This window comes from Jonquetella anthropi DSM 22815, from assembly GCF_000237805.1.
Taxonomy (GTDB): Bacteria; Synergistota; Synergistia; order Synergistales; family Dethiosulfovibrionaceae; genus Jonquetella; species Jonquetella anthropi.
This window is the reverse complement of record NZ_CM001376.1, coordinates 572,169-588,756: the sequence shown is the minus strand read 5'-3', so window position 1 is coordinate 588,756 and position 16,588 is coordinate 572,169. Positions and strand designations below refer to the sequence as shown.

Annotated in this window: 6 protein-coding genes and 2 pseudogenes; 5 read left to right on the top strand and 3 right to left on the bottom strand. The window is 60.1% G+C overall.

Features of this window, described 5'->3' with window-relative positions:
• Window positions 1–79: 79 nt before the first annotated feature.
• From JONANDRAFT_RS02625 to JONANDRAFT_RS02615, 3 genes and pseudogenes are all read left to right on the top strand, one after another.
• A complete protein-coding gene (locus JONANDRAFT_RS02625) occupies window positions 80–2,743 on the top strand; it encodes a DUF3160 domain-containing protein (protein ID WP_172633445.1) in 2,664 nt (887 codons plus the stop codon).
• 150 nt (window positions 2,744–2,893) lie between these two features.
• A pseudogene (locus JONANDRAFT_RS02620) lies at window positions 2,894–5,585 on the top strand (DUF3160 domain-containing protein).
• An 81-nt stretch (window positions 5,586–5,666) separates the two neighbouring features.
• Window positions 5,667–8,354 (top strand): DUF3160 domain-containing protein, encoded by a 2,688-nt coding sequence (locus JONANDRAFT_RS02615; protein WP_008520556.1) that lies wholly within the window; start codon window positions 5,667–5,669, stop codon window positions 8,352–8,354.
• A gap of 107 nt (window positions 8,355–8,461) precedes the next feature.
• Here the strand turns inward: JONANDRAFT_RS02615 and JONANDRAFT_RS08320 are convergent, their stop codons facing one another.
• The 3 genes and pseudogenes from JONANDRAFT_RS08320 to JONANDRAFT_RS08545 form a co-directional block, all read right to left on the bottom strand.
• The gene (locus tag JONANDRAFT_RS08320) at window positions 8,462–9,295 is read right to left on the bottom strand and encodes an IS3 family transposase (RefSeq protein ID WP_081465256.1); all 834 of its coding nucleotides are present in this window, start codon (window positions 9,293–9,295) and stop codon (window positions 8,462–8,464) included.
• Window positions 9,296–9,377: 82 nt separating this feature from the next.
• Window positions 9,378–9,683 carry a helix-turn-helix domain-containing protein gene (locus JONANDRAFT_RS08315; protein WP_233417417.1) on the bottom strand — a complete coding sequence of 102 codons (306 nt, stop codon included), beginning with the start codon at window positions 9,681–9,683 and terminating at the stop codon, window positions 9,378–9,380.
• Window positions 9,684–9,773: 90 nt separating this feature from the next.
• Window positions 9,774–10,049, bottom strand: a pseudogene (locus JONANDRAFT_RS08545) (helix-turn-helix domain-containing protein); the annotation flags it as partial.
• Window positions 10,050–10,179: 130 nt separating this feature from the next.
• Between JONANDRAFT_RS08545 and JONANDRAFT_RS02600 the strand changes: the two are divergent.
• Both JONANDRAFT_RS02600 and JONANDRAFT_RS02595 read left to right on the top strand, forming a co-directional pair.
• The gene (locus JONANDRAFT_RS02600; RefSeq protein ID WP_008522684.1) at window positions 10,180–13,011 is read left to right on the top strand and encodes a PD-(D/E)XK nuclease family protein; all 2,832 of its coding nucleotides are present in this window, start codon (window positions 10,180–10,182) and stop codon (window positions 13,009–13,011) included.
• Window positions 13,011–16,556 (top strand): UvrD-helicase domain-containing protein, encoded by a 3,546-nt coding sequence (locus tag JONANDRAFT_RS02595; protein WP_008522683.1) that lies wholly within the window; start codon window positions 13,011–13,013, stop codon window positions 16,554–16,556. The genes JONANDRAFT_RS02600 and JONANDRAFT_RS02595 overlap by 1 nt, the downstream gene beginning before the upstream one ends.
• The last annotated feature ends 32 nt before the right edge of the window (window positions 16,557–16,588 follow it).

Sequence of the window (16,588 nt, the reverse complement as noted above, 5' to 3'; positions counted from 1 at the left end):
TGGAGGTGTCCAAATGTACAAGCGAATCGCCAGTATTATTTGTTGTGCGACATTAGCAGCTTTATTAGCGCCTAGCGCCATGGCGAAAACGGCGCAGACCGCCGCTCAAACAGCCCGCTGGATGGTCACAGCTCCGGCTGCCAGACTGTACGAGTCACTTCCCAAAAAAGATAAGCCCCTCACCCAGAAAGACTCGGACTTCTACGAAGCCGCCCGAGTCGTCCACGGGAACATCCTGACGGGGAAACTCAAGAACTCGTCCTGGCTCCAAATCCTCGACGGAAAGACGACCGTTGGATACGTGGCCGTTTCTCATTTAGCTCAGATCCCCGATTCTTTCAAATCCTCAGAGCCCAAAAACTACATGGTCACGGGTCAAGACGTGGTCCCGTGCCTAATGCCGGGGAAGTTCCCGCTTAGCGACAGCGCGTATTGCCTCGCCGTCGTTGGAGTGGATGAGGAGGATGAGTCCGATGATGGAGATCTCACACCGGCAAAAGCGTTCTCGCTCCGTCGGGGAACCGTCGTCGTCTCGATCGGCTCTGTGGACCAAGACGGAAAGACGTGGCATCTTATTTCTTTCAACGACACAAAAGCCAAGGATTTAGCCTACGCTGAAGAGGACGATGATGACTTCGTCCTCGTCGCTGACGGGCTGGGCGGGCGTTACGCTTGGATCGCCGGAGAGGACTTGCAGGACCTCGCCTCCTACAAGCCAACGGCCTCCGGCGAGCCGTTTGACCTGAACAGACTGTCCGGCGTTCCAAACGACGAAGCATATCGCCAGGCTCTCGCGGCCAACGGCTTCTATCTGGACCCACGGCGTATTATCCTAGGGACCAAAAACTCCGAGGAAGAGGAAGACGAAGGCTACTACCCGTCGGGCATCGAACAGGACGACCTGGTTGACCTGTACAACCGACAGCGCACGAACGAGTGCAGCGAAGGAACGAATGAAGAAGGGGCTCCTGAAAACTGCTCTTCTACCGATAACATCTCCCTGCCTCGGTTCATTACCGCCGACCTTGGGCTTCACATGCTCCATCTGCTGTTCGACCGATCGCTCCAGCAGGTTGAAGAAGAGGCCCTGCTCCCGATGACCAAAAAGCTCGTCTCGGCCCTACAGGACGAGCTCAAGCGCATCGCCCCGGAATATCAGAAGACCGCCCTTGGCCCGGACGCCCTAGCGACTGTCAAGGACTACTTGGATATTGCGGGCTCGCTTCTTTCCGAGAAACCTCAGAAGATGTCAAGCCGGGCAAAGGAAGAATATGACCGCATCATGGCTGCTATCGGAACCAAACAATCCGCATTGACCGGCGCTGACGAGATCTACGCCCTGTATAAGCCTAGAGGTCATTACACATTGAACGAGAACCTGTCCCGGTATTTCAGGGGAATGTCCTTGCTCGGGACAATGGGATTCGCAGTGACGGCGGACGAGAAGGGCGCTGCCAACACGGCCGTGACAGCCCTGCTCTGCCGGCTGCTGAGCGCGTCCAAGCCTTCAAAGGCTTGGAACGACCTGAACGACCCGCTGACTAAGCTGATCGGCAACTCGAACACCAATACGTATCTTACCTTTGCGAAGGCCGTCTCAGACGCCGGGATTGGAGCCTTTGAGAGCAAAGAGGCCATGATTGCCTTGGCCGGCCAGTTGACTCAAGCGGCTCAGAAACAGCTCGTTTCGGCGACCAACTCCAAAGACGCCCAAGCCCCTCAGTTCCGCCTGCTGGGCAAGCGGGTCACGTTCGACGCGATGATGTACACCGCCCTGACGACACCCCGCCTTCCTGAAGAAACGAAACGCCGTCTTCCCGACCCGGCGGCCGACGCGCTGGCCGTTCTCGGCTCCAAGGCCGGCTCGGAAATTGCAGACGAATACGCCTCAGTCGAAAAGTACAAGGAAAACTGGGACAAGACCGCCGCGCTCTGGCCGGAGTTCTCCCAGGGGAACGATACGTTCTACACCAACTGGCTCTTGACGCTTCAGGACTACTTTACCGAGAAAATGCCCGACGAGGCATTCTGCCACACCGAGGCGTGGCAGTGGCGCAAGCTGTACACCGCCGCCGCTTCGATGGCCGAGCTGAAACACGACACGATCCTCTACGCCGAGCAAAGCGGCGCGGAAATGGGAGACGCCGGCGCGGCTTTTTTGGCTACCCCATTCCCCCAGCCGATTCCTCGCGGATACATCGAGCCTCAGCCCAAGGTCTTTGATCGGCTGGCTGACGCCTGCAGGCGAATGGTGGATTTCCTCGACAGGTTCAACCTGAACGGCGAAGACGAAAGCGAGTCCTACGCGCCGCGGTTCCAAGCTCTGGAAGACGACTTCGCCCGCATGGCCGAGATCAGCCGGAGAGAGCTGACCGACTCGATGACTCTGGAAGACTACCAGTGGATTAACTCGTTCTGCCCGCCGTCAGTCCTGCCGATTGGGATGTTTGACGTCTCTTCTGAGAACAAAGATCAGTTGAAGATGGCCCTGATCGCCGACGTCGCTTCGTCCGCGGACACAGCGCTGTATATGGCCGTGGGAACTCCCCGCCGACTCGTCGTGTTCTTGGACGACCGATCGGGCGGCGCCCGTCTGGCCGAAGGGTTTACCATGTCCTACTATGAGCTTCTTGGCAACGCCGCTGATCGGCTGACCGACGAGGACTGGAAGTCTCTCGTCTACGACGAAGAAAAAGACATTTCCGAGTACGAGCCGGTTTGGGCAGACAAAGTAAATAAGTAAAGGCACTCAAAAGGCCGCGGCGCTTTCGCGACGCGGCCTTTAATTCACTTCTTAAAGAGCCCTCAAAAAATTGTTCTCCACTTCGAACGCAAAAAATTTCCTGAGGCCCCCTTGTCTTGGGGTTTTATCGCCATACAAAGAGGTGTCGAGATGAACCAACGTCATCTGCTGCGCTGCTTTAGCCGCTCTGCTGGCGTCAAACGCCGTCGCAAAAGCGGCTCAGCCGTCCGCTCAGAGTACCGTTGGATGGTCACAGCTCCGGTCGCCAGACTGTACGAGTCCCTTCCCACGAAAGACGCGCCTCTTACCCTGAAGGACCCGGACGTCTACGAGGCCGCCCGGGTCGTCCGCGGGAACATTCTGACGGGGAAACTGGAAAATTCGTCTTGGCTCCAAGTGGTCGACGGGAAGACAACCATCGGATACGTGGCAGTTTCTCATCTGGCACAAATTCCCGATTCCTTCAAACCCACAGAGCCGAAAAACTACATGGTGACAAGCCAAGACGTGGTCCCGTGGCTGATGCCCGGCCAGTTTCCGCTGAGCGACAAGGCGTACTGCATCGCCGTCGTCGGAGTGGAAGACCCCGAAGACGAGGAACCAGAGCCGGCAAAACCGTTCTCTCTCCGTCGGGGAACCGTCGTCGTCTCGATCGGTTCGGTCGCCCAGAACGGCAAAACGTGGCACCTGATCTCTTTCAGCAACACAAAGCTCGGAGAACTCGCCCAGGATGACGACGAAAACGTTTATGTCGCTCCTGAGGCTGGACTGGGCGGCCGCTACGCTTGGATCGCCGAAGAGAACCTGCAGGACCTCGCCGTCTACAAGCCGACGGCCCCCGGCGAGCCTTTTGACCTGAACAGGCTGTCAGGCGTCCCCAACGACGAAGCGTACCGCCGAGCCCTCTCGGCCAACGGCTTTTACCTTGACCCGCGGCGCATTATCCAAGGGAAGGAAGATTCAGAAGGAGACGGATCCTACGAGGAACCTATCACTCAGGACGATCTGATCGACCTGTACAACCGACAGCTGACTGACGAGTGCAGCGACCTGTCGGACGAAGAGAGATCTCCTGAAAAACCGGCCTCAGCCGGCGGCGTCTCTCTGCCTCGGTTCCTGACCGCCGACCTTGGACTTCACGCGATGCACCTGCTCTTCGACCGGTCGCTCCAGCAGGTCGAAGAAAAAGCCATGCTCCCGATGACCCAAAAGCTCGTCGCGGTCCTGCAAGACGAGCTGAACCGCGTCGCCCCAGAGTACCAGAAGACCGCCCTCGGCCCGGACGCGATGGCGACCGTCAAAGACTATCTGGATATTGCGAACTCGCTTCTTTCCGGAAAAGAACAGAACCTGTCGAACCGAGCAAAGCAAGAATATGACCTGATCATGGCGGCTGCCGGCGCCATAGAATCTCCTCTGACCGGCGTTAAAGAGCCCTATGCGCTGTACAAGCCCAGAGGTCACTACACCTTGAACGAAAACCTGTCCCGGTACTTCAGGGGCATGTCCCTGCTCGGGACAGTGGGCTTTTTCATCGTGGCGAACGAAAATGGCGTTGCCCATACGGCCGTGACAGCTCTGTTCTGCCGGCTGCTGAGCGCCCCTGAGGCTTCAAAGGTTTGGAACGATCTGAACGACCCGCTGACCAAGCTGATCGGCAACTCGAACACCAACACTTACCTTACCTTTGCGAAGGCGGTTTCAGACGCGGGAATTGGGGCCTTTAAGAGCAAAGAGGCCATGATCGCCTTGGCCGGTCAGTTGACCGAAGCGGCTCAGAAGCAGCTTGTTTCGGCGAGCAACTCCAAAGACCCCCAAGCCCCTCAGTTCCGCCTGCTGGGCAAACGGGTCACGTTTGACGCGATGCTCTACACCGCCCTGACGACGCCCCGTCTTCCTTTGGAAACGGAACGCGGCCTGCCCGATCCGTCGGCTGACGCCTTGGCCGTTTTCGGCTCCAAGGCTGGGTTAGAGCTGACCGAAGAATACGCCTCAGTCGAAAAGTACAAGGAACATTGGGAAGAGGGAGCCGGGCTCTGGCCGAAGTTCTCCAAGGAGAATGACACGTTCTACACCAACTGGTTTCTGACGCTCCAGGACTACTTTACCGAGGAACAGCCCGACGAGGCGCCACACCGAGGCGTGGCAGTGGCGCAAGCTATACACCGCCGCCGCCTCGATGGCCGAGCTGAAACACGACACGATCCTCTACGCCGAGCAAAGCGCCGCGGAAATCGGCGGCGACAGCATAGCCATTCTGTCTGACCCGTTCCCTCAGCCGATCCTTCGCGGGTACATTGAGCCTCAGCCCAAGACCTTCGACCGGCTGGCGGTTGCCTGCCGTCGGATCGTGGACTTTCTCGACCGGTTCAACCTGAACGGCGACGACGAAAGTGAGTCCTACGCGCCCCGGTTCCAGTCTTTGGCAGACGACTTCGCCCGCATGGCCGAGATCTGCCGAAGAGAGCTGACCGACTCGATGACGCTGGGGGATTACCAGTGGATCAACTCGTTCTGCCCGCCGTCGGTCCTGCCGATTGGGATGTTTGACATCTCGTCTAAGGACCGGGATCAGCTGAAAATGGCCCTGATCGCCGACGTCGCCTCTTCCAAGGACTCGGTGTTGTACATGGCAGTCGGCACTCCGCGCCGGCTCGTCGTGTTCTTGGACGACCGGTCGGGCGGCGCCCGTCTGGCCGAAGGGTTTACCATGTCCTACTATGAACTTCTTGGGGACGCCTCTGACCGTCTGACCGACGAGGACTGGAAGGCTCTCGTCTACGACGAAAAAAAGGATCTGTCTCAATACGAGCCGAAGTGGATCCACAGAGTGAACGAGTAATGGCGGCAAAAAAGATCCATGGTCTTTGAATCGTCAGCTGCTCCCAGCTGAACCATCACTCACTATCGTGGAGGTGTTTTCATGAATCAGCGCATCATACGGGCCATCTGCTGCGCAGCCCTAGCCGCTTTCCTGTCTCCAGCCTCAATGGCCGGGGCAGCGCAGAAAAACGTCTGGATGGTCACAGCCCCTGCGGCCAGGCTGTACGAGTCCATTCCCCCAAAAGATAAGCCTCTCACCCTGAAAGACTCGGACGTCTACGACGCCGCCCGGGTCGTCCACGGGAACATTCTCGAAGGGACGTTAAAGAACAAGGCGTGGCTTCAGGTCAAGGACAAAAACACGGTCATCGGGTACGTGGCCGTCTCCCATGTGGCCGCCCTGCCTGGCTCTTTTCAACCAACCGAGCCGCAAAACTACATGGTTAAGGGCCAAGACGTCGTCCCGTGGCTGATGCCCGGGCAGTTTCCTCTGAGCGACAAGGCGTACCGGCTCGCCGTCGTTGGGGTGTATGACCCGGACGAGGGAAAGCCGGAGCCTGCGAAAGCGTTCTCGCTCCGCCGAGGAACCGTCGTCGTCTCGATTGGCTCAGCTTCCCAAAACGGCAAGACGTGGCGCCTCATCTCTTTCAGCGATACAAAGGTTCATGACCTGCGTTACGCCGAGGACTACGTGACGGCGACCGCCGGCTTGGGCGGCCGCTTCGCTTGGATCCCCGATGATGAACTGCAGGCCCTGTCCTCTTACAAGCCGACAGCCGCCGGCGAGCCGTTTGACCTGAATAAGCTGGCAAATGTTCCAAACGACCAAGCCTACCGCCGGGCCCTTTCAGCCAACGGCTTTTACCTTGACCCGCGGCGCTTGATTCTAGGGATCAAAGACTCGCCAGAAGGGCCTTCTTACGAGGACTTTCTCACCCAGGACGACCTGATCGACCTGTACAACCGACAGCGGGCTGACACGTGCGGGTTTAACATGGTCGCCGCCGACAGCCTCGGGAAATTCGCCCTGCAAGAGGGCGTGCTTCTGCCCCGGTTCCTTACCGCCGACTTGGGGCTCCACACGCTCCATTTGCTGTTCGACCGGTCGCTCCAGCAGGTTGAAGAGAAGGCCCTGCTCCCGATGACCCAAAAGCTGGTCTCAGCCCTGCAGGACGAGCTGAATCGCGTCGCCCCGGAGTACCAGAAGACCGCCCTCGGCCCGGAGGCCGCTACAACTGCCAAAGACTATCTGGATATCGCGAACGCCCTGCTTTGCGGCCGCTCAGGCGACCTCTCGCCCCGCGCCGCAGCGGAGTACAGCCAGATTATGGCTGCCACAGGAACTCAAACGTCCCAGCTGACCGGCGTTGACGAGCCATACTCCCTGTATAAGCCCCGAGGTCATTACACCTTAAACGAGAACCTGACCCGGTATTTCAGGGTGATGTCCTTGCTCGGCACCATGGGCTTTACCCTGACGGCTGACGAGAAGTGCGTTGCCAATACGGCCCTGACGGCCCTGTTCTGCCGGCTGCTGAGCGCTCCCGAACCTTCAAAAATTTGGAACGAGCTGAACGACCCGCTGACCAAGCTGATCGGCAACTCGAACACCAACACCTACCTTACCTTCGCGAAGGACGTCTCGGACGCGGGGATCGAGGCCTTCGAGAGCAAAGAGGCTATGGAAAGTTTAGCGGACAAATTAGTTCAGTCGGCTAAGAAGCAGCTCGTTTCAGCCGTTGTCTCCAACGAGGCTCAGCCCCCTCAGTTCCGCCTGCTGGGCAAGCGGGTCACGTTTGACGCGCTGACCTACACCGCCCTGACGACGCCCCGTCTCCCTGCCGAAAGCTCCCGCTGCCTGCCCGACCCATCTGACGCACTGGCGATGCTCGGCTCCCGCGCCGCCGCCGAGGTGATCAAGAAGTACGACGACGTCGCGGGATACAAAGACGGTTGGAAAAAAACGGCCGATCTCTGGCCGGAGTTCTCCAAGGAGAACGACACGTTCTACACCAACTGGCTCTTGACGCTTCAGGACTACTTTACCGAGGAACAGCCCGACGAGGCGTTCTGCCACACCGAGGCGTGGCAGTGGCGCAAGCTGTACACCGCCGCCGCTTCGATGGCCGAGCTGAAGCACGACACGATCCTCTACGCCGAAGAAAGCGGCGCGGAAATGGGAGACGCCGGCATGGCGCTTCTGTCTGACCCGTTCCCCCAGCCGATCCTTCGCGGGTACATCGAGCCTCAGCCCAAGACCTTCGAGCGACTGGCTGACGCCTGCGGCCGGATCGTGGAGTTCCTCGACCGGTTCCACCTGAACAGCACGGACGAAAACGAGTCCTACGCGCCGCGGTTCCTAGCTCTGGCGGACGACTTCACCCACATGGCCGAGATCTGCCGGAGAGAGCTGACCGACTCGATGACGCTGGAAGATTACCAGTGGATCAACTCGTTCTGCCCGCCGTCGGTCCTGCCGATCGGCATGTTCCAGTCATCTTCCGACGACAACAACGAGCTGTTGAAGATGGCCCTAATTGCCGACGTCGCCATGTCGGGATTCGCCGACCTCTACATTGGCGTTGGAACTCCCCGCCGGCTCGTCGTGTTCTTGGACGACCGATCGGGCGGCGCTCGGCTGGCCGAAGGGTTTACCATGTCGTACTATGAATTTCTCGCCGGAGGCGACGATCGTCTGACCGACGAGGAATGGAAGAACCTCGTTTACGACGAGAAAAGCGACCTGTCGAACTTCGACCCGTCGTGGGCCGATCGGATCAACAAGTAATCATCGATGAAAAGGCCGCGCCGCGAAATGGTCTGCTCCCCGTCAATAGGACAGTGAAAAATCAAAAAGTCCCGTGCCGCCAGTCGAGTAATCGGCTGGCGGTTCTTTTACGCCGCAGTATAGAAGCTTGCATGGCATTCGGCAGGTGTCATCAGATGCAATTTCCGTTGGAACCGCTCCGTGTTGTAATACCTGATGTATGACTCTATGGTCTTCACCAGATCCATCTTTGAGGTGAAGCGTTTCCTGTAGTACATTTCACGCTTCAGGATCCCCCAGAAGCCTTCCATAGGCCCATTGTCAATGCAATGGGCTACTCTGGACATGCTCTGCTTCATTCGGTTTCTCTTTAGTCTCCCCGAGAACTGTTTGCTCGTGTACTGGAAGCCTCGGTCACTGTGAAACAATGGATGTGCCTCGGGCTCACGCTCTACAGCTTCATCAAACGTGCTCATAACCAGCGGATTGTCATTATGCTCGCCGATTTTATATGCCACGATCCTGCGATCATAGAGATCCAGTATGGCACTCAGATATACTTTGTGAGCGTTCCCCCCGACGTAATACTTGAACTCAGTGACATCCGTCAGCCATTTCTCGTTCGGTGCGTCTGCGTGAAAGTCACGGTTGAGATAGTTTTTGGCGATATGTGCAGGGTCTTGGCTGCTTCTGGTGCAGCTCTTTGGCCTCCACTTGATCGTGGATTGAATACGCTCTCCGCGACAGATCCTGAGTACCCGCTTATCGTTCACTGCGATGCCGTGATTCCTTTCCAGTTCGTCCCTGATTCGCCGGTAACCCATATCCGGATGGTTCTCATGAATGGCCTTGATCTTCTCGGAGAGCTCGGTATTGTACTTCTCACTGAAGCTGACAGGACCTTTAAGCCAGCGATAATACGCGCTGCGCGAAAGCCGCTGGCACTGACAGAGCTTTTGCAGGGGGTAGTGCTTGGCTTCAGTCAGTTCTTTGATCGCTTGGTATTTGTAGGGATGTCGAGTCAGAGAGAGCGATCTTTCATCTCTAACTCTCTGATTTTTTTAACAGGTCGTTCTCCATCTGAAGGTCGCGGTTCTTGCGTTCCAGTTCTGCAATCCTGTGGCGCTGCTTTTCCTCTGGTGTCCGGGCTGGCAGGGTTCCAATCCGCCGTCCACGACGGTCTTCAAGGCCGGCGGGGCCCATGCTCTCATAACGGAGCACCCAGTTGCGCACCTGCTGATAGGAACAGTTATATTTCAGCGCCGTCGCTCCATAATTATTATCCTTAGCAAGGCAGTACTGTACGATTTCAAGGCGTTCTTCCTGGCTTGTCTGTCTGGCTTTTCTCATGGAGCTGCCTCCTCCGCTTGTGCGCGATTGGATCCATCCATGAGTAGTATATGCCTGTATCCAGCTTTGAAGTTGAGCTTTTGACCGTAAGCCATAGCGATACGCCGTCTCCGTTAAGGATCCTTCTCCGCTCAGATAGGCATGAACGGCAGCCAATTTCAGCTCCTGTGAATAATGTCTGTTTCTCGATTGAGCGAGCAATCCTCCGGGACCTTCATTTTGGTAAATCCGGACCCAACTCCTAAACGATGCGCGGCCCCTAAGCCCCGCTTGCCTTGTCGCTTCTGTGCAGCTGATTTCGTCTCGGAGATAGCTTTCAACTAGAGATATTTTCAAAGCTGAGTCTATCTTGCTTTTTCTGGGCATAGAAATACCCCCCAAGTAGGTTTTATATTTCCCTGTCCTACTTGGGGGGAGCATATCAAAAGCGGTGCGGCCTTTTTTGTGCCCGGTCCCGTGGTAAGATTTCGATATACGCCTAGGGGGAGGAATCCGGATGGCCTTTTCGGCAACGCGCTATCGAAAAATCAGCGACTTGGAAGAACTCGTTCAGCGCCTGCCCGCGCGTCCTGCGGGCAAGCGGCTCGTTCTCGTCCCGTCAAGCGCTGATCGAGAGCTATTTGCCCAGCTCTGGCGGCGTCAGCGCGACGACGGCGTTCGGACGATCCTCTGGGACGACCTCTGCCGGCTTCTCGCGCTGGCGACAGGATCCGCCCAATCGGCTCAGATCGACCCGCCGGATCACTGGCTCCTGCTCCGCCAAGCGCTGACAAATTCGCCGGAGCCGTCGCCGCTGTCCGAGTGCCCCGGCATTCTCGGCCTGCTGGGCGATCAAATTCGCGAGCTCCGGGCCGAAGAGGTGCCGCCTCAGTCCGTCCCTCGAAACTCTGAGGCTTCACGCCTGCTGGCCGACTGTTTTCTCTCCTACGAAGGAACCCTTCGCGAGCTGAACCTTACCGACAGCGCCGCTCTGACAACCAAAGCCCGACTGGAAGTCGAGGCGGCCCAAAAATTCGACTGGCCGGATGAAGCTGAACTGATTCTCGCGGGCTTCTACAGCCTGACCCACTCCCAGCTGGAGCTGATTCGCCTTCTTCGCTCCAAAGGCGTGCCGATGAAGTGCTTCGTCCCAGACGACGGGACGAGCCACGCCGAGGCGTCCGACCTCATCGCCCAGCTGCTGCCCGGCGAAGCGCCCTGCCCGTCGCCGGGCGGGCCAGTCGACGTGCGGATCCTGCAGGCGGAAGACTGTCGAGGAGAATACGAGACGATCGCCCGGTCGCTGATCTTGTGGGAAGCGACCGGCCATGACGGGCTGAAAATCGGCCATCCGTGGCCCGGCTGGGAGGCTTTGGCCCTCTGGGTTCCGGTGAACCGCGAGGGAACAGCGCTGGAAGTCATGAGGCGTTACGGCGTTCCGTGCCGCCGGGCCCGCACGCTCAAGATCACCGACACGCCGTTCTGGCGGCTATCCCAAACGGCCCGCGCGGCCGTCTCGCAGAACTGGGACGCGTTTTCAACGTCTGAACTGATGGCCCACCCAGCCATGGCGTCAGGACCGCTGCCGGACAAGTCGCCCTCGGGCCGGGACGCTTGGCGGGACGCGCTGCCCGAAAAAAGCAGAGACGCCTTTGACGACGCCTGCGCCTTTGCCCAAGAGATTCAGTCCGGCGGAACGCCCGAAACCCTGTTGGCCGCGCTGCTGCGCCTTGGGGAACGCCGCCTCCTGACGTTCTTCTCCAACGCGTCCAGCGGCACAGCTGGAACAGACGGGACGCTGGACGGCCAGATTGCCGAGTACAACGGAGCTCTTGACGAGCTGCGGCGAAAACTTCTCGCCATTCGGGAAACCCTTCGGGATCTAAAATCCGCCGGCAGCAGGAAGCTAGACGGCGGCGACGCGTGGGAGTACCTGACCGCTTGGGCTGACGGGTCGTCGATTCGCCCGCAGCAGCCGCTGGGCGACGCGCTGGAACTGTGGTCCGGCTCCCTGCCGGTGTTCTTTTCAAGGCCCTATCTGTTCGTCAGCGGCCTGAACGCCTCAGTATGGCCCGGAAGCCTCGCGGAGACGCCGCTTCTCAGCGACGCGGACCGCCAGACGATCAGTGGATCGCCGGACGCGGAAAACGCCGGACACCTGCCGCTGCTTTCGGAGCGGCGAAGCCAGCAGGAAGTCCTTTTCCGCCGCCTGATCGCCTCAGCCGGCCGACTGACGATCCTCTCTTGGACGACGACCGACGAGAAAAGCCGCCCCCTCGAGCCGACGCCGTTTCTCCCGTCCGCCTACAGCGACGGCTGGATTGCATCTGACCCGCCGACCGTGAGCCGCGGGCTTGACGAGCTTCTCGTTCCCCGTGACCAGCCGTTGATCGGCGGCGTCGAGGTCAGGTCCCCGCTCGAGTTTGCCCCTTGGCCGAAAGACCGGGTCTTCCCATCTCCGCTGCCGGGCGCCAAAGTTCCGTCTGCCCTGCCGATGAGCGCTATCGACGCCTTTGCCGACTGTCCGTACCGGTTCTACGTCCAAAACGTCCTGCGCCTAGCGCCTCAAGAGACTCGGCCGGCCTACGACCGGCTGCTCGTCGGAACGGCGACCCACAAGCTGTGGGAGATGGTTTGGAGCGCGAAAAACGCTGGAGAAAAAGAATCAATTCAGAACCTATCGGCCCGTTTTCTCGACGAGGCGCTTTTAGGCCCTAGCGGGTATCCCGAGCTGGGAACGCCTCAGCTCGCCCGACAGTTTGCCCTGCTGAAAAGTCAGATTCGCCACTGCGCCGCCCTGCAGGACAAAATCGACGAGCGGCTGGCTCCCCATCGAGTGAAGGTCATGATCGAGACGCCTTTGTCCCTGCAGCTGGACCACGCGTTCTTCCGCGGGCGGGCTGACCGAATCGACGTCTTAGACGACGGATCGTTCCTCGTCTGGGATTACAAGCTGGGCAAGAGCGAAAAGTACGCCAAGTCCTTTCAGCTTCCCCTGTACGCCCTCGCCTGCGAAAAATCGACCGGAAAGCGCCCGGCCGGCTGGGGCTTTCTAGGGCTGCGAGACGGAGGCTGTCAAGCAAGCCTCGTTCTCCCGAAGGAGCAGTCGGAGACCTGCCAAGCCGTTGCCGCCGCCTTGGCCGAACAAACGGACTGCAAGACGATCCCGCCGGCGGCAGAAGGGCCGTTGCCCGAGCTGGCCGAGCTTCTTTCAAGCCTCGACAGCTGTACGGCCGCAGGGCGCTGGAACCCCAATTGGGACAGCAAAGACGCGTGCCGAAACTGCCCGTACAAAGAGCTGTGCCGAAAAGAAGAGCTTCACGGAGAGTCAGGAAAGGAGGACGAGTGATGACCGCCGCTGTCCAGTCTGACGAGCAGGGCTTCGCCCTGCTGAAAGAGCTGCTTCAAAAAAGTGCCCTGCCCGAGCAGGCCGAAGCGGCCACCTCGTCCGAACGGCTGACCGTCGTGAGCGCCGGGGCCGGGACCGGCAAGACGTGGACTTTGGCTTGGCGTTTTCTCTGGTGCATGGCCCAAGGCGCGCCGGCCCCGTCGATTCTCACCCTCACGTTCACGGAAAAAGCCGCCGAGGAGATGAGAAGCCGCATCGCCGCGCTGACCGAGGGCGTCGCCCGTCAGGCGAAAGAGGCGGGCTGCGTCAGGCTGAGTGAGGTGCTGAACGAAGGCCGACGTTGTCTCGACAGCGCGTACATTTCCACCATTCACGGGTTCTGCCTGCGGGTCATCAAGGAGACGGGACTGAGCCTTCCTGTGTCGCCCAGCTGTCGGCTCGTTTCCGCGCCGGAGGAGGAGTTCTTCTGGCGTCAGGTCGCGGACGCGCTGGAAAAAAACGATGCCGGTTGGTTTGCGAACCGCCTGTCCTGCTCTCCGGGCCGGGCGAACTGGCCTTCCGTCCTGTCTTCGCCATGGACCGCCGACGTGCTGAACGGGCGGGAGCAGGCCAACGACATCGCCCAGTTTTCCCGGGCCGCCGAAAACCTTGAGACGGCCCGCGGAGGCGCGCCGGAAGACCTGTGGCGCTCGGAGGGGCGGGAAAAAGAAGTCATCGAAAGCCTGAGAGCCGCGTACGAGCCCGAGGCGCGGGCCCAAGTTTTCAGGCTGAGGAGGATCCTCCGCGACGCGGCGGTCAGGAACCTTTTAGAAAACGGCAAAGGCAAGTTCGCCTCCAAGATGAGGGCGCTGGCCGCGCCGTTTCCCCATCAAGAGAACGAGACCAAGCGCGGGTGCGATTTTCTCCTCGAGCTGGCGGACGCCCTGAACGAAACCGACGATAAGTCCTCCAAGTACCTGAAGGCCACCTTCGGGTGGAGCCGAAAGGACCTTAAAGAGCGGCTGAAGCACTTCCTGCCGCTCGTTCGAATCGTTCGGGACGGCTGGACCGACGACGAGTCGCAGCTGCGCGGCAGTCTCGCCAAGCTGGCGGCTCTCTGTTGGGCCGTCTGGGAAGAGCACAAGAAGGCGAACAACCTCATTTCCTACAGCGACATGATCGTGAAGGCCAAGCGGGTCATCGCCGCCGCGCCCGAATGGTCAAAACGGTTCCGCCACGTGCTGGTGGACGAATATCAGGACACGGACGTCCTGCAGGACCAGCTCGTCACGAGCTTGTCCCAGCAAAGCGGCGCGGCCCTCTTCCTCGTGGGCGACGTCAAGCAGTCCATCTATCGGTTCCGCCACGCCGACCCGTCGCTTCTGGACCGACGAAGCGAACAGGCCCGGTGGGACGGCAAGTTCATCGCGCTGAACGTCAACTTCCGAAGTTCGCCGGCGGTCATTGACGCCATCAACGGCCGGTTCTCGGTCGTCTACGAGCACGGGCTGGGACGGAACCTGACCACGCCTTACATGAATCTGCGCGCCCCTGAACGCGCCGACGGTACGCGCGAAGCGGCCGAAGCGGGGCCGGTCGGCGAACTGTTGGCCGTCGCCCCCGCCGAATGCACCGACGAGGTGCCGGCAGAACCGCAGCCTATCGCCCGCCAAAGGCTGGCCAAACGGCTGGCCGAACGGCTGGCCGAGCTGAAGGAAAACGGTCTCACGGTCCGCGACCGGGAGTCGGGCGAGCGGCGTCCCATCGACTGGAAGGACATGACGGTTCTGGTGCCGACTCGAACGCAGTACGCCCCTCTTCAGACCGGCTTCGAGCAGGCGGGCGTGCCGCTTCGGCTGGCCGGCAACGTGGACTATTACGCCAGGTACGACATCAGAGACCTGTCGGCTCTGCTTCGGTTCCTCACGTCCGGCAGCCCGTTTGACCTAGCGTCGTTCCTCTGCTCGCCCCTTTCGGGCGTTCCGCTGGCCGACGCCCAGCGGATAACTCAGCTGACCGCCTCTTCGCCGGATCCGCTCTCCCTTCTCGCCCAAGAGGCCCCCGCGCTGGCCCATGAGCTGGCAGATCTCAAAGGAGAGGCCGCGTTCTTCGGCGCTTCCCGAGTCGTCAGCTGGCTTTTAAGGCGCGATTTGTCGTCTGTGGCGCCTCACAAGCGTTGGGGCGTCGCGTCCGACCTGCGCCAAGCCTTGGGACAGTTTGAGGCCTTTGAAAGCGCGTTCGGCCCGTCCCTTCTGGCCGAGTCGCGGTTCTTCGACCAAGCGTGTCGGCAAAAGCTCCGACCGGAAGCCGAATCAGGCTTTTTCAGCGACTGCGCCGTCACGGCGACGACCGTCCACTCCGCCAAGGGGCTCGAGTTCCCTCTGGTCGCCGTCTTCGGCCTTGAGGCCGCGCCGTCCTCCCGCAGTTTTGGCCTTGACGAGTCGATTCACCTTGGCGCGGTGACGGGAAAATGGCCGGGAAACCTGACGGCCTCCCTGTCGCCGGTCCCGCCTGACGGGCCGCGCCTGAAAACGATTCACGACCTTGCCGAGGAAGAGCCGGAAGAAGACGAGTGGAAGCGGCTGTACTACGTGGCGTTGACCCGCGCCAGAGACTGGCTCATTCTCGCCGGACTGAAAACCGCCAAGGGAGACGCCAAGAAGAAATCTTGGATGGCCCTCGAAAAGTTCTGCATGCCCGAGGCGTTTGAGGCGGCTTCCGAGGCCTCGGCGACGGAAGAAAATCTGGAAGCCGCTCCACGGGAGCGTCCCAGCAGCGCGGCGCGGGTGGCTGACGGCCCAGTCGTCAGGCGCGCAGTCCACGCGCCGCACCTGACTTCCATCAGCGCGTCGTCGTTCGTCCTGTGGAACCGCTGTCCCGCCTGCTGGCGGGCCGTATTTCGCCAAGGTTTCCAGGACCGGCGGGAGAACTTTTCAGGCGAGGAGACTCCCGGAGGCCCGAGAACCGGCGAACTTCTCCACTGGGCGTTGGCCCTGTGGGACTACACGCCCCAGCAGTTGGAGCTGATTCTGCGCCCCGACGGCCCGTTGGTTCCGCCGCTTCACCTGAGAAGCCTCTGGCGGGAACCAAGGACCAAATCGTGGATTCGCCAGTTAATCGAAGGCTTCACGACCCTGCCGTCCTTCAAGATGGCCTGCCAGGCAAAACTGAGCGGGACGCTGGAGCGGGAAAAGCCACTCCGGCTCGACCGGCCTGATAACTTGGCCCTCACGGGTATCGCCGACATCACGTGGACCGATGGCGCCTGCCGGTTTATCCGGGACTACAAGACCGGAAACTTCCACGCGGCGGCCCAAGAAGACGCGGTCCAACAGCTGCGGTTCTACGGGACGATCCTGCGCCGCACGGCTCCACAGCGAACCGCCGAGCTTGACTTGGCCGTTGTCGTTTTGGACCCGAAGGGGCCGAGGGAAATTCCGGTGACGCCCCTGACCGATGAGCAGGAAAACGATCTTTTCTCCGCCGCGGCAGAACAGGCGTTCCAAGCCGTCTCCGGGCCGTGGGCCAGCCGCTGCCGAGGCGGCGTCTGCCGAAAAAAGTTCTAGCTGAGCTGAACAGAACAAGCGGGCCGGAGGGA